We start from the raw sequence: 15751 nt of genomic DNA on the forward strand, positions 1-15751 counted from the left end.
ATCATTTTGCGGCAGTGCCATTTGTAAAGGGGATGAAGATTTTTATGAAAGAAGCCCGTCATATTAGAAAAAAAGTACTTTCTGACATAGAAAGCGGCAACATTTCTTTGGAAGAAGGAGTAAAGCGGATACAGCAGCTTGGTTCTCATTCCGCAGGGGGTAACGGACAGGCGATATATTATCAGACGGTCTGGCAGCGGACAGATCTCAATATTCATGTAAAAGGCGGCCGACGTGAGGGCAGCCTTTTATTATTTGATAAAAATGAAGATGTGAGTAAAGAACTTGCTGCATTGCATGATACAAGGGTTATCTTGGTTAAGCCGGGGAAAGAGTTTCGAAAAACCGGGGACGGTGTATTTGAAATCGACCCCCGCTCTGAAAGAGATTACATAAACCTGTTAGGATGGCTTATAGAAGAAGAGAAGTCAGATATACGGGAAGCGGTGCATTTGTGGTCAGACATGCCGTTTGAAAAGACAGAGAGAGCGATTCGTGAACAATGCGACAGCGGAGTCTATTCTTTGTTTTTACTACAACAGGCGCTCTTCAAAAATAACTGCCGCAAACCGATCAAACTGTTATATGGATATTTTTCGCATCTTTCTGGAGAACAGCCTCTTTACGCGGCGGCAAGCGGATTTTTGCGGACATTGCAGCTGGAAAATCCGTTAATCTCAGCAAAAAGCATTGAGATGGAGCAGTCAATAGCAGCCGTTCACGCAGCTGATATCATACGCAATGAGCTGAGTGATTTCCAGCCTTCAGATGTAGAGATCCGTTATAAAGACATGCAGCGTTATGTTAAACAGCTCAAAATGTATGAACCCGAAAAAAATTCTCGAAGCGGAGATGTGCCGCTGAGAGAAAATGGAGTATATATTATCGCAGGGGGCGCGGGCGGATTAGGATTTACCTTTGCAGAATATTTGGCTTTTCAAACAAAATGCTGCCTTGTTTTAACGGGGAGATCTCCGCTTTCAGATCATATAAGAAAACAGCTGAGACGATTAGAGGATGCCGGTTCTTCAGCTCTTTATGTTCAGGCTGATATTACCAATAAGGAAGAAGCCGAATATGTAGTCAAAAAAGCCAAAACTTCTTATGGAAAAGTAAACGGGGTCATTCAGGGCGCGGGAATCATCCGTGACTCTTTCCTTCTTAACAAGTCACGAGAGGAATTCGATCAGGTAATCAGACCGAAAGTATTGGGTACGATGTGGCTGAATGATGCTGTTGAGAAAGAAAATCCTGACTTTTTCATTTGCTTCTCCTCTACTTCCGCAGTGTTGGGAAATGTCGGGCAATCTGATTACGCGTTCGGAAACAGTTATATGGATCATTTCATGAATATGCGTTCTGCCCAGGATTCTGATACGATTTCTCTCTCTCTGAACTGGCCGCTGTGGAAAGAAGTCGGCATGCAAGTGGATGAGCGCACGGTAGAGACAATGAAAAACGCGGGTTTTTATCCTTTAGAAAAAGAGGAAGGTAAAGAAGCGTTTGCAGTCGCATTGTCCTCCGGTTTTTCGCAATTTACTGTATTTTATGGAGATGAGCAAATTGACAATCATGTTCAGCAATTATATGAACGAAAAGACAATAGACAGGCAGATGAAGGAACAGGGAGAAATATCGAATCATTTGATTCAGAGAAACTGAAAGCTGAAACATCTGATTTCATCATAAAAGTGATTGCTGCAGAATTCAGGATGCCTGCGGACAAAATAGATGCAGAAGAGGCATTGGAAAAATACGGACTTGATTCCGTTATGATTATCAATATGACGAATGAGCTTGAAAAACATTTCGGCGCGCTCTCAAAAACGCTGTTATTCGAATATCAGACTGCGGCAGAATTGTCACAGTATTTCGTTGAGGAGCACAGGGATACTCTTCTTCATAAACTCCGGTTAGGAGAAAACGGGAGCAGCACCCCATCACAGAAGAAAAAAGATCATGAACAGACAGCCGATGTTAACGGGAAACAGAAAATCCAGATGAAAAATCAGGTGCAGCAGGAGAAGTATCATGACAATGATATCGCGATTATCGGTATCAGCGGACGTTACCCGATGGCAAATGATCTTGATACTCTGTGGGAAAACTTATTGAACGGTAAAGACTGTATAACTGAGATACCTGAGGATCGGTGGGATTCGGGGCTGCACTATCAGCCTGCAGCGGGCGACGAAGTAAAAAACCAAAGCAAATGGGGGGGATTTATTGACGATGTGTATCATTTTGATCCGTTGTTCTTTAATATTTCTCCTGCCGAAGCTGAATTAATTGATCCGCAGGAGAGACTGTTTTTAGAGACGGTTTGGCACACCATAGAAGATGCGGGGTACGCAAAGAAAACGCTTGAAAGAAAAAACGTCGGTGTTTTTGCAGGGGTTATGTACGGCCAATATCAGCTGTACAGCGTTGGTCACGAAGCGGCCGTTTCTTCCTCGTATGCATCAATCGCCAACCGGGTATCGTACTTCTTTAATTTCAGCGGGCCAAGTATTGCTTTGGACACGATGTGTTCCTCATCATTAACGGCTGTTCATTTTGCCTGTGAAAGTTTAATCAGGAATGAATGTGAAATTGCAATTGCAGGAGGCGTCAATTTATCCATTCATCCTCATAAATATGAACTCCTGACTCAAGGCGGATTTTTATCCAGTGATGGCCGGTGCCGAAGCTTCGGTTCCGGAGGAGACGGCTATGTGCCGGGAGAAGGGACAGGTGCCGTGCTGCTGAAACCTGTAAAAAAGGCTATTGCGGACGGTGATCAGATTTATTCAGTTATTAAGGCAACAGCCATCAACCACGGTGCTAAGACGAATGGATATACCGTGCCGAATCCCAAAGCTCAAAGTGAGGTCATTACGAGAGCCTTAAAAAAAGGATTTATTGATCCAAAAAGCATCAGCTATATAGAAGCTCACGGAACAGGCACCGCCTTAGGAGATCCGATTGAAATTACCGGTCTGACCAGAGCATTTTCAGATGCCGAACGCGATAAGAAAACATGCGCGATCGGATCGATTAAATCAAATATCGGACATCTTGAGGCTGCTGCAGGCATAGCGGGCATTACGAAAGTTATTCTTCAAATGAAACATAAAACGATTGTTCCGTCACTGACTCATTCTGCTGAATTGAATGAAAATATACCGTTTCAAAAAACACCTTTTTATGTACCGGACAGTGCCGAAAAATGGGAGTCATCCGTTCCCAGGCGTGCCGGAATCAGTTCTTTCGGGGCAGGAGGAGCTAATGCCCATGTTATTTTAGAAGAATTTGCGGATGAAGCTATCTCTCCTCTCGCGGCTGAAGAACCTGAACAGCTTTTATTTGTTTTTTCTGCAAAAAATGCCGACAGGCTGGCAGAATATGCAAAAAGCGCAAAAGAACATATAGCAGCCAGAGATTATCCATTAGAAACACTTAGAAATACAGCATTTACTTTACAAACCGGCAGAGAAGAAATGCCGCAAAGATTGGCTGTTATCGCCTCCACAAGAGATGAATTGCTTAAAGGACTGAAAGACTACATTCTCGGAAACGCGACGGATCATATTTTTACAAGCGGCAAAGACACAACAGAAGCTCAAAGGATGAATAAAGTTGAAATTGAAGAAGCAGCCGCAAACAGGGATCTTTTGAAGATTGCTGAATACTGGGTTGGCGGTAACGGGGTAGATTGGCCGTCACTTTATAAAGATGACACTCTGAGACGGGTATCAGCACCCGGATATCCATTTGCCAAAGAGCTATGCAGAATAGATGCGCAAAATATGGGAAGCCGCCGGATGAACGTTAATAACGATCTGCATCCTTACATTTCATGCAATATATCTGATTTTAAAGCACAGAAGTTTCTTATCAATGTAAGCGATACCGGTTTGTATATAAAAACAAAGTATCAAGACAAGGAAATGTTTCCGTTTCTCAGCCAGATTGAAATGGCGAGAGCTGCCGGAGCGATGGCTTCAGGGAATCCGATTATTAAATTAACAGAGCTCTCCTTTAGAGAACCGATGTTACAAAGCGGAAGCAATGAGCAGATCCGGATTGTATTAACCCCGGATAATCAGGGTGCATCGTATTCTATAGAAAAACAGAGCGACTCATCCATTTATTCCTCAGGGCGGCTCGAATTAGAAGGCGGGGCGTACGAGAACGGAAATGTTCATCTTGAGCCGTTTCTGTCTCAGCGCGCAGACCGCATACCGTACGAAGCGTTTTATCAGCGGCTTGCCGAATTCGGATACAGCTGCAGTGACAGTCTGAAAGCGGCAGAGTACTGCGTCAGCAGGAACGGACAGGTACTTTTAAAAATAAAAGCAAAGGCCGGGCCGAAAGGGTGCATAATCAAACCGGAAGTTATTGAGAGCGTATATCAAGCCGTCATATACCTTGCGGGGGAAAATGCCGGAGAGCTCCCGGAAAACATTAAAGAATGTACGATTTTTGATCATGAGACTGAACCCGTTTATGTATATGCAGAACAAACTGAAGAAAGCGATTCGGCTTATGATGTGTATGTATTAGACAATGCCGGCGGGATTTTGATGGAGCTGAGCGGGCTGGTTTTTGGCGAAAAGCCTAATAAAAATGTACGTTTTTATGAGCATAAGTGGGATCAAAAAAAACCTCTGATTGAAATCAAAGATAGGGAGCCAAAAACAATTCTGGTCTTTGCAAAAGATGAAGCATTAGCTGAAGCTCTGAAAAATCAATCAGACAGCCGTGTCATTCTCGTCACGCCGGATCAGCGGCAGACCGATCAAAATCTGCTGACATTCTGTGTAAACCCGGAAGTGACTTCAGATTACATTCGTTTATTCGAAGAATTGGAGAAAAAGGGGGTTGCTCCTGATGTCATCTTGCACACGGGAGAAACATTTTACGCGGGTGACCGCCTTCTCAGCGGCCTGGAATCAATTTTTTATTTATTAAAAGCCCTGAGCGCCCGCAGTGACGCCTCTCTTTATCTTCATTCTCTGCTTCTTGTTCACTCTTTTAAAGAAGGCGTGAATGATCCGTATACGGGCGCTCTTGCAGGCTGTTTAAAAACGGCAAATATGTTGGTGCCATCCGCAGAGAATGTGAAGTCAATCGGTTTTTCAGAACGTATATCAATTGAAAAAATGGCTGAATTTTGTCTTAACGAAATGGTTTCAGGCGTGGAACGGCAGGCTGAAGAAGTTAAATATATCAATGACAAGAGGTATGTTAAGACATTAAAGGAGTATGTGTTCAATCATACAGAGCACTCTCATCAGCTGAAACAGGAAGGGATTTACCTCATAACGGGCGGTTTGGGCGGTCTGGGCCTGATTTTCGCAAAATATTTGGCCTCTCAATATCAAGCAAAATTAGTATTGACGGGAAGGTCACCGTTAACTGCTGATAAACGCCATAACATTGACCGGCTGCAGGCGCTTGGAGGAGATGCGGTATATTATCAAGCTGATGCCGCAGATCAAAAGACGATGGGGCGGGTCATAGAAGAAACGAAACGGACTTGGGGCTCTATTCAAGGCGTTATTCATTCAGCTGGTCATGCCGATGATCGGTTATTTACAGAGATGAATCTGGCTGATTTTTCAGATGGCATGACTGCTAAAATTGAAGGCACGGTATGTTTAGATGAATTAACGAAAGATGAGCCGCTTGATTTCTTTATCGTATTTTCTTCTATTTCTTCGGTCTTCGGAGATTTTGGACAGGTTAACTATGCGTTGGGCAATTATTTTCAAGATCAATATATAAATTGGAGATCCGAACAGAGCCGCCGGCAAGAGAGACAAGGCAAGAGCATTTCGATTAACTGGCCGTTGTGGCGTAAAGGCGGAATGCATTTAAACAAAGAAGCTGAAGAAGCATATCTTTCCGCATCCGGGTTTGATTATTTGGAAACGGAAGAAGGGATAGCGGCTTTTGAGACGATTTTGGCAAGTGACTGCCCGCAAATTTCGGTTGTTACCGGGGATGCCGAAACGACACCAGCAAGAAAAGATCTGCCGCATCAAAAAGTAAATACGCTTCCGGTTCGTCAAGAGGAAATTTCTTATACAGCACCGGCTTATACAGACAATGTCCTGGAAGAACTGAAGCAAATGGTATCGGAATTATTGAAAATTAACATTGAACAGCTGGATACGGCAGAGAATTTCGGCAATCTCGGCTTTGATTCTATCAGTTTGAAAACATTAGCTGTCCGACTGAATAAAAAATACAAACTAAAGCTGACACCTGCCGTTTTCTTTACTTACAGCCATATTAAGTCTCTTTCAGAATTTCTGAACAGTGAACTGCGTACTGTTGCAAAAGGGAATACAGATGCAGAAAAAAACATTTCTGAAAAAAGGAAAGTAGTGCACGCTGGGAAAACCACCGGGAAAACCGTGAAGCCGCCGCGAAGTTTTCCGTTTGAAAAAAAGACAACAAGACAGGCTGACCATCATCCGGAGAAGCAGCCAGTTGCCATTATCGGGATGAGTTGTGTTTTTCCGGGAGCAAAAAATGCAGATGAGTTTTGGCTCAATTTAATCAATGAAAAAGATTTGATTCAGGAAATTCCCCCGGATCGCTGGGATTGGAAAAAATACGCCGAAGGCAAAGGAAGCAGCGAAGTATATTCGAAATGGGGCGGCTTTATCACAGATGCCGATAAATTCGATGAGGCGTTTTTCAATATTAATCCGCGGGAAGCAGAACTCATGGATCCTCAGCACAGAATTTATTTGCAGGAAACCTGGAAAGCGATAGAAGATGCGGGTTACAAAGCTTCAAAGCTGTCTGGCAAAAATATCGGGGTGTTTACGGGCATTCAATTTAATGATTACCGCCAGCTGCTGATGAGGCATTCGGACGGGGCGCACGCGTTTGCGGGAACCGGAAACAGCCAGGCGCTCATCAGCAATCGTGTATCCCACTATTTTAATTTCAGAGGTCCGAGTGAGTCCATTGATACAGCCTGCTCAAGCAGTCTTGTAGCAATCCACAGAGCTGTGCGCTCGATTCAAAATGGTGAAAGTGAGCTGGCGGTAGCAGGCGGGGTTTCGCTGCTTTTAGATCCAGTCACGCATATGTATACTGATAAACTCGGTATTTTGTCTAGGGACGGCCGGTGTAAGACGTTTGATAAACTTGCCGACGGTTATGTCCGCGGTGAAGGTGCAGCTGTTCTGTTATTGAAACCATTGCAAGCGGCAATGAATGACAGAGACAATATTTACGGAGTTCTGAGAGGAACCGGAGCAAATCACGGAGGAAGATCTGCTTCATTGACCGCTCCGAACCCGGAAGCTCAGGCAGAACTGTTAACGTCTGTTTACAAAAATGCCGATATTCCTGTTGATACGATATCTTACATTGAAGCACACGGAACCGGGACAGAACTGGGAGATCCGATTGAGATTGAAGGCTTGAAAAAAGCGTTTGGATCTTTTGAGCCGCATCCAGGAAAGAATCATGATCAATATTGCGGCATCGGTTCAGTAAAAACGAATATCGGTCATTTAGAGCCCGCCTCTGGAATGCCGGGGCTGATTAAAGTATTACTATCCATGAAGTATAAAACACTGCCTGCCACACTTCATGTCAAGGAACTGAACCCTTACATTCAATTAAGCGGAACACCGTTTCATATTGTCAATAAAACTATGAAGTGGGCCAGATTAATAGATCGAAAAGGAAATGAAATTCCGCGCCGTGCCGGAGTCAGTTCCTTTGGATTCGGCGGGGCAAATGCTCATGTCATCGTGGAAGAATTTGAATACGGACAAGATAAAGCAGTAACTGGCGAGCGGGAACAAATCATTGTTCTATCGGCCAAAACAAAGGAAAGACTGATGGTTAAAGCCAAAGAGTTAACAACGTTTTTACATGAAGAACTATCAGTTCAATTCAGTCAGCAAGAGGTGCAGGAACGTGATTTGCAAGAGGCGGTTCGGGAAGCGGCAGCGGGTATCCTGCGTTTAGATACCGCAGATATAGATGCAAAGACACCTCTTTCGGAATTCGGATTTGATCCGTTGGCTTATTCCGAATTAATCTCTTTTATAAACCAAATGTACGGCACAGAAATATCACTTGACATATTTCAGGAATTAAAGACACTGAGCGAGCTGTGCCGCTATATCAGCAGCATCCGGAATCGATCAGCTGATAAACCGTATAAGGGCAATTTTAGAGAGAAGTCCGGAATCAGTCTTGAAGAAATAGCATATACGCTGCAAACCGGAAGGGAACCATTTGAATGCCGCCTTGCGATCACTTGCTCGAATACAGGAGATCTTCTTGAAAAATTAAACGGTTACATCCAGGGGAGCAGGCTGCAAGGTGTTTATGAAGGAAATGTAACGGATTTTGATAGTCTGTACGCTCCTTTATTCGGCGGCCCCGAAGGTCATGCATATGTACAATCACTGATTCAGCAAAACAAGCCGGCCAAACTGGCTCAGTTGTGGACGATCGGTTGTGAAATCAGCTGGGAAGACTTGTATGAGGAGGAACTCAAACCGGTTAAACTGTCTCTTCCTCTCTATCCTTTCAGTAAGAACAGACATTGGATTCATTTAAATAAAGATGAAGCGCAGAAGGCTGAGGCTTTCTCGAACACTGAGCTTCACAACTCAAATAAAGATACAGCAGATGGAGAAATCATGTCGCTTCTTGAAAAAGCACAAACAGGTGAGATGAATACGAAAGAGACGTCAGAGCTGATAGAGGAGTTGCTTTTCCATGAATGAAAAAACGATGCAAATTGAGCAAATCGTGAAAAAGGTGAAAGAATGCAGCCTGACGCCTGAAGAAGGGCTGGAATTAATTAAGAGCTTGGGGACAACCCATCTATATGAAATGGTATGGGATAGACATGAATTTAAAGGCAGTAAAAAATTCCCGCATACGAAAGAGCCAATTTTATTTTTTTGCGAAGACGACAGCATGTATACCGTAATGAAGAGACAGCTTGAAGGTTATGAGGCGCCTTTCATTTACGTGACTTCCGGCGAGCGTTTCGAAGATTGCCGGAACGGTCGTTTTACAATGAACTTTGCAAAAGGTGAGGATTATGATGCGTTATGCGGGGTTCTGCGTTCTCAAAATATAAGACCCCGCCATATTATTCATTTTTTAGCTGCCGGGCTCTTCAAAAATACGGAAGATGCAATGAGAAAGCAGCTCAATAAAAGTCTGTATTCCTTGTTTCAAATGTTTCAGGCCTTCATGGCGAACAAACTTTGTCCGAAAGCAGAAATTTTGTATCTGTATGAAAATGCCGAGGGCGAGGTTCAGCCGATTTATAACGCGGTTGAAAGTTTTCTTAAGACCGTACAGGCCGAAAATCCGAATTTCACATGTAAGGCTGCAGAGCTGAAATCAATGTTTGACGAGCCGTTTACAAAGCAGCATATTGCAGATGTCATCTCTTTTGAATGGAACAACCAATGTAAAACGGACCACTTTACCTGCTATGAGCCGAGGCATTATTATAAAAGGCAGCTTCAAAGAGTAAAAAAAGAAGATGGGGAGAAACATAGTTTCAGTGTAAAAAAGAACGGTGTGTATTTAATTACGGGAGGAGCCGGCGGTCTCGGGTATCTGTTTGCTGAATATCTGGCGAAACAGGCAGAAGTCAAGCTGATATTAACCGGGCGTTCCCCGGCCTCCCGTGAAACGGCGCAAAAATTAAGTGCTCTTGAAAATCTCGGCGCTGAAGCCTTATATGTCCCGGCAGATATTTCAAAGGAAAAAGAGACGGACGCTTTGATTAAGCACATTAAGCAGACATTCGGAGAATTAAACGGAATTTTGCACAGTGCCGGACTTGTTAAGGATGCATTTATCATAAAAAAAACGAAAGAAAGCATAGAAGAAGTTATAGCGCCTAAAGTATTCGGAACCGTTTGGCTGGATAAAGCAGCTGAAGAAGAGCCTTTAGATTTCTTCGTTATGTTTTCATCCCTTTCGGCCGTTCTGCCTAATGCGGGTCAAAGCGACTACGCCTTCGCTAACGGATGTATGGACGGATTCACCCAGTATCGAAGCATTAAGGGACGTCCCGGGAAAACACTTTCTATTAATTGGCCGTTATGGGATGCGGGCAATATGACAGTCGGGCCGGGAGAGCTGCAGGCTTTAAGACATGCAGGGCTGGAACTTTTATCCGCCCAAGCAGGGCTTGCCGCTTTTCAGGACAGTATGAGCCGCTCTGCTTCTCAGCTGGCTGTTATCAGCGGAGACAAAGATAGAATAAGTGAATTACTCTCAACTGACCATAAAAAGATAGAGACTGTGCCTGAAAACAACAGTAATCTGCCGCAATTACATGAAAAAGATCTGAAAAAGCAAACGGTCCGTCTTTTGACAGAGATCGTCGGAGCGGAAACGGGAAGACCGGCGGACAGTATTTTACCCGAGGATACGTTTGACCGTTACGGAATTGATTCTCTAACGATTTTAGGTCTTAACTCCCGTCTGGAAAAGTATTTTGGAAGAGTGTCTAAGACTCTTTTCTTTGAATACAGCAGTGTTGAAGAGCTGTCAGAGTATTTTCTTGAACACTATCAGCATGAGTTGCAGAAGGCGTTTTTACCGGCAGCCGAACAGCGAATTGATCATTCGGCGCCGGCGAAACGAGAGAAGCTTTCCGTTTCCCGCATACCATCCGCACCTTCCGAGGAAGATATTGCAATTATCGGTATAGCCGGCCGCTACCCGATGGCGAAAGATGTGGAACAGTTTTGGGAAAATATTTCTTCCGGAAAAGATTGCATAACGGAAATACCGAAAGAGCGCTGGGATTTTCGGAAATATTATCACACAGGTGACAATGCCCGTCATGACAGCAAATGGGGAGGTTTTATAAAAGACGCTGATAAATTCGATCCGCTGTTCTTCTCAATTTCGCCTCGTGATGCCGAGTTAATTGATCCTCAGGAACGGTTATTTTTAGAGACGGCATGGCACACGTTTGAAGATGCGGGTTACACAAAGAAAAAGTTGAAACGGCATAAGACAGGTGTATTTGTCGGTGTCACCTACAGCCACTATCAGTTATTTGCAGCCGGTGCTTCAGATGATGAGGAACGTCAGGCGCTCTTGTCTTCTTATTCGTCTATCGCAAACCGGGTGTCATATTTCTTTGACCTGCACGGACCCAGCCTTGCAATTGATACAATGTGTTCTTCTTCACTTTCTGCTGTTCATTTTGCATGTGAAAGTATAAAAAGAGGAGAATCCACCCTCGCTATTGCCGGAGGCGTGAATTTATCTTTACACCCGGATAAATATACTTTACTTTCCCAAAATCATTTTGTTTCAAGCGATGGGCGCTGCAGAAGCTTTGGAGCGGGAGGAGACGGATATGTGCCGGGAGAAGGAGTCGGGGCCGTTCTTTTGAAATCGCTTTCTGCCGCGAAGGCTGACGGGGACAGGATTTACGGTGTGATTAAGGGAACATCTGTAAATCACGGCGGAAAAACAAACGGATACACTGTGCCAAATCCGGGCGAGCAGGCAAACGTCATCAGTGAAACTCTTGATAAGGCGGGGATTGATGCAGACAGCATAAGTTATATTGAAGCGCATGGCACCGGGACATCTTTGGGAGACCCGATTGAAATTTCAGGTTTAACCAAAGCTTTGCACAGCTCGAAAAGCGATTATCGTTGTGCAATTGGTTCGGTTAAGTCAAATATCGGACACCTAGAGGCTGCGGCGGGAATTGCTTCTATTACAAAAGTGCTGATGCAAATGAAGTATAAACAGCTTGCTCCTTCCCTTCATTCCGATAACTTAAATCCTAATATTGATTTTGAGGAAACACCGTTTTACGTGCAGTCTGAACTGACTGATTGGGAGACGCCGCAAAATCAAGCCAGAAGGTCAGGCATCAGTTCTTTCGGCGCTGGAGGATCTAATGCCCACATTATCATCGAAGAGTATAAGAATGAAGAAAAGATGGAAACGGTAAAGAGCAACAAGACGCAAATTATTCTGCTTTCTGCCAAAAATGAAGAACGGCTCAGACTCTTAATTGATGCATATATAAATGAACTGGAGCCAAAAACGTCACTAGCTGATGCCGCGTACACTTCGCAGACCGGGAGAAACGCTATGGAAGAGCGGCTCGCTGTTGAGGTTAGCAGCATTGACGATCTTCGCAATAAGCTGATGATGTATTTGCGGTCAGATCATAAGTTAAACGGTTTATATAGGGGAAAGGCCCGCCGAGGCGCTGGTCAAAAGAATGCCCTGTCAGCCGCCCACTTTAAAAGTGCAAGAGAAATGGCCATTCACTGGGTGAACGGAGGAGACGTTCAATGGGAAGAGATGTACACTGCGGAATTACCGAAGCTTATCTCTCTTCCCGCATATCCTTTTGAACGGAACAGATATTGGGTGCCTGCCGCAAAAGCTGCACAGAAACAGAAAAAAACAGGTGTACCGCAGAGTCTGCCCCATGCACCGACTGACTTATCATTTGATGTATTAAAAAAATCGTGGAAAAAACAAAAGGCTGCGCCTTCCGCTTTTACGAAAGGACAGGTGATGATCCTGGCTAATAGTGAAAGTGAGCGGCTTGCATTCGAATTGTTTGATTCAGATCCTCTGATTGAACCCGCTGTCATTTGCGCAGATAACTGGGATCATTCAAATGGGGAAGCCAAAAAAACGGCTCTAGCAGTCATAGAAGAAAATCCGGAAATCATCGGCATGATTGACCTGTCAGATTTGCGGAGTGATCAAAACGGGGCACACACCGGCACAATCGGGAAGCTGACACTGCTGCAGGAAATCATAAAGACACGTAAACAGCTTTTCGTTTTACATGTGACCAGAGGGCTGCAGACATTTCTGAATGACAAGCCGTCGTTAGCCGGAGCCGAAACAGCCGGACTATATAAAATGCTGAGTGCGGAGTATCAAAAGATAAAATCAAAAACAATAGATGTAGACGGGCATGTCGGGACTGCGGCGGAATTGAGACAGGTAATCACAGATGAAGCTTGCGCTGACGGGCTGTATAGTGAAATCTGCTACCGGAACGGTGAACGTTATATTCCATACGTCGAAAAATTACATGCAGCGGAAATAAACCGGAAACTATCCGGCCTGCCGGTATGCCGTACGGATCAAACCCTGGTTATTACAGGGGGAACAAGAGGGATCGGAGCAGAACTTGCCAGACATTATGCCGGCAAGGGAGTCAAAAAACTTGTGTTGATGGGAGTAACCGACCTTCCGGAATCTGATAAAATAGCCGGCATGTTAAAAGACACCGATGAAAAGTCACCTCTTTATTCGAAATTACAACTGCTGCATGAGTTGGATCAAAAGGGAGTTCAGGTGGAAGTGTATTCCGGGCCGCTCACGGAAAAAGAAAAATTACAACGCTTCTTTTCAGAGGTGAGACTGAAGTTCGGCAAAATCGGCGGGGTCATTCATTGCGCTGGTGCAGCCAATCATTCGAATCCGGCTTTTATTCATAAATCTGATAAAGAAATAAGAGAAGTATTTGAGCCAAAGGTGCAGGGGATGCAGGTACTTCATGACATTTTTATTGATGACAAACTTGATTTCTTCATTTTGTTTTCATCTGTTGCGAGCGCCTTTCCTTTATTAGGCGCCGGAACAAGTGACTATGCCGCAGCGAACGCTTTTATGGATTACTTTGCGGCGTATCAGCATGCAGCCGGCAGAACATATTATCAATCAATTAACTGGCCGAGCTGGAAGGACATTGGGATGGGCGAGGTGACAAGTCCATCATATCAGGCACTTGGTTTACTTTCACACTCAACAGAAACAGGTATTGCCATGCTGGATGAAATGATGACGATAAACGGATACCCATGCCTTATACCGGCAAAGACACATCCGGAGAAGTTCATGCTGCAGCAGCTGCTCCAGACAAGAATTCAAGCTGCTAAAAATAACCCGGATGCTGAGGAAAAAGTGATTTCTGGTCAGGGAGACAATGAAGCTATAATTAGGAAGTTAATGGAGATTTTTTCTGCGGAGCTGAAAATACCTTACGGGAATTTAGATCAGGATACGTCTTTTGCGGATTACGGAGTTGATTCAATCTTACTGGTTCAGCTTGTCAAAAAAGCGGAAGATGCATTTCAAATAAAAATTGAACCATCAGCTTTTCTGGAGTATCCGAGTTTTTCACAACTGGGCGTCTATTTAAACGAATTATTTGCAAGTGAGGGGATCAGTCCTCAAATTGATTCAGAAAACATTGAGGTTCGGAAAAAAGAGCAACATATAAATCAAAATGCTTCCGAAGTACGGGACAGCGGATCTCAAATACAACAAACCAGTCTGAACCAAATCGCTATTATCGGAATGGGCTGTGAGTTTCCGGATGCTCCGGACACAGAAACGTTCTGGACAAACTTGAAGAAAGGACAAAATAGTGTCCGCGAAGTCCCGGCGTCGCGATGGGATATTTCTTCATACTACTCTGACACCTATGAAAAGGGAAAAAGTATCAGTAAGTGGGGCGGATTTCTTCAAGATATTGAGTCTTTCGATCCCGCGTTTTTTAATATGAACAAAAGTGAGGCATCAGAGCTTGATCCGTTAATCAAAAAATGCCTTGAGGTCAGTGTCCAGACATTGAGAGACGGCGGCTATACAAAAGAAGAAGTATCAAACAAAGAAGTCGGCGTCTTCATCGGTTCGCGAACCGGGACGTTTATGTCCAAAATAGGTTCCCCTTCAAAAAATACGATCGTGGGTATAGGACAAAATTTCATAGGCGCGCATATCTCACACTTTTTTAATCTGAAAGGACCGAATCTGGTTGTAGACACGGCTTGTTCTTCTTCATTGGTCAGCGTCCATCTCGCTTGTCAAAGCCTGATGTCAAAAGAGTCAGATATGGCGATTGCGGGCGGAGTTGACATTTTGCTGGATCAAAAACCTTACGTCATGCTGAGTGAGGCTCGGGCACTTTCACCTGAAGGAAAGTGTCATACATTTGATGAGAAGGCAGATGGATTTGTACCGGGAGAGGGATGCGGCGCAGTCCTTTTGAAAAGACTTGATGACGCCCTTGCCGAAGGTGACAGAATTTACGCGGTAATTGACTCATCCGCGGTTAATAATGACGGACAGACAATGGGAATGACAACACCTAATCCGAAAGCGCAAAGCGCAGTGATAAAAAAAGCCCTGAAAAAAGGCGGAATTGATGCAGATACTCTCAGTTATGTCGAGACGCATGGCACCGGTACGATGATAGGAGATCCGATTGAATTAAAAGCGCTGACAGAAGTGTTCCGGGAGGTTACGGAAGAAACGCAATTTTGCGGAGTAGGCAGCGTAAAAACGAATTTCGGACATTTAATGAGCGCAGCGGGGATAGCGAGTATTATAAAGGTTGCCTTATCCATAAAAAATCAGATGCTCCCGCCGACATTACATTGTAAAACGCCAAATCCGCGTTTTAAATTTGATCAGTCGCCATTCTTTCCGAACACGTCTTTAAAAGAATGGCGTCCCAGAAAAGGGGTTTTGAGAGCCGGAATCAGTTCTTTTGGATTCGGGGGCACGAACGCACATATGATATTGAGCGACAGCCATCTCACATTAGGATATGGAGAGACAAAAAGACACCCGCTTTCTCCGATTATATTCAATAAGGAACAATGCTGGATCGACAATGGAGAAACTCCAGAAAAGGAAGAGTCAGAATTGCTGATTCCTTTACTTGATTTCAAAGAATTATAAA

At 44.2% G+C, this 15751-nt stretch carries 2 protein-coding genes; both read left to right on the forward strand.

Going from position 1 to position 15751, the window contains the following annotated elements; all coding sequences use genetic code 11:
- Positions 1–44 precede the first annotated feature (44 nt).
- Positions 45–8753, forward strand: a complete 8709-nt coding sequence (locus JNUCC21_RS07680) for an SDR family NAD(P)-dependent oxidoreductase (protein ID WP_369878715.1) — start codon at positions 45–47, stop codon at positions 8751–8753.
- Complete coding sequence (locus JNUCC21_RS07685) at positions 8746–15750, forward strand: SDR family NAD(P)-dependent oxidoreductase (protein ID WP_369878716.1); 7005 nt, start codon at positions 8746–8748, stop codon at positions 15748–15750. Before JNUCC21_RS07680 ends, JNUCC21_RS07685 begins: the two co-directional genes overlap by 8 nt.
- The last annotated feature ends 1 nt before the right edge of the window (position 15751 follow it).

The organism is Bacillus sp. JNUCC-21, from assembly GCF_041222765.1.
GTDB lineage: Bacteria > Bacillota > Bacilli > Bacillales > Bacillaceae > Bacillus > Bacillus velezensis.

What these genes read in the sequence shown, in the direction of transcription:
- JNUCC21_RS07685 (WP_369878716.1), top strand. Translation starts at nt 8,746, where the DNA reads ATGAATGAAAAAACGATGCAAATTGAGCAAATCGTGAAAAAGGTGAAA.
- JNUCC21_RS07680 (WP_369878715.1), top strand. Translation starts at nt 45, where the DNA reads ATGAAAGAAGCCCGTCATATTAGAAAAAAAGTACTTTCTGACATAGAA.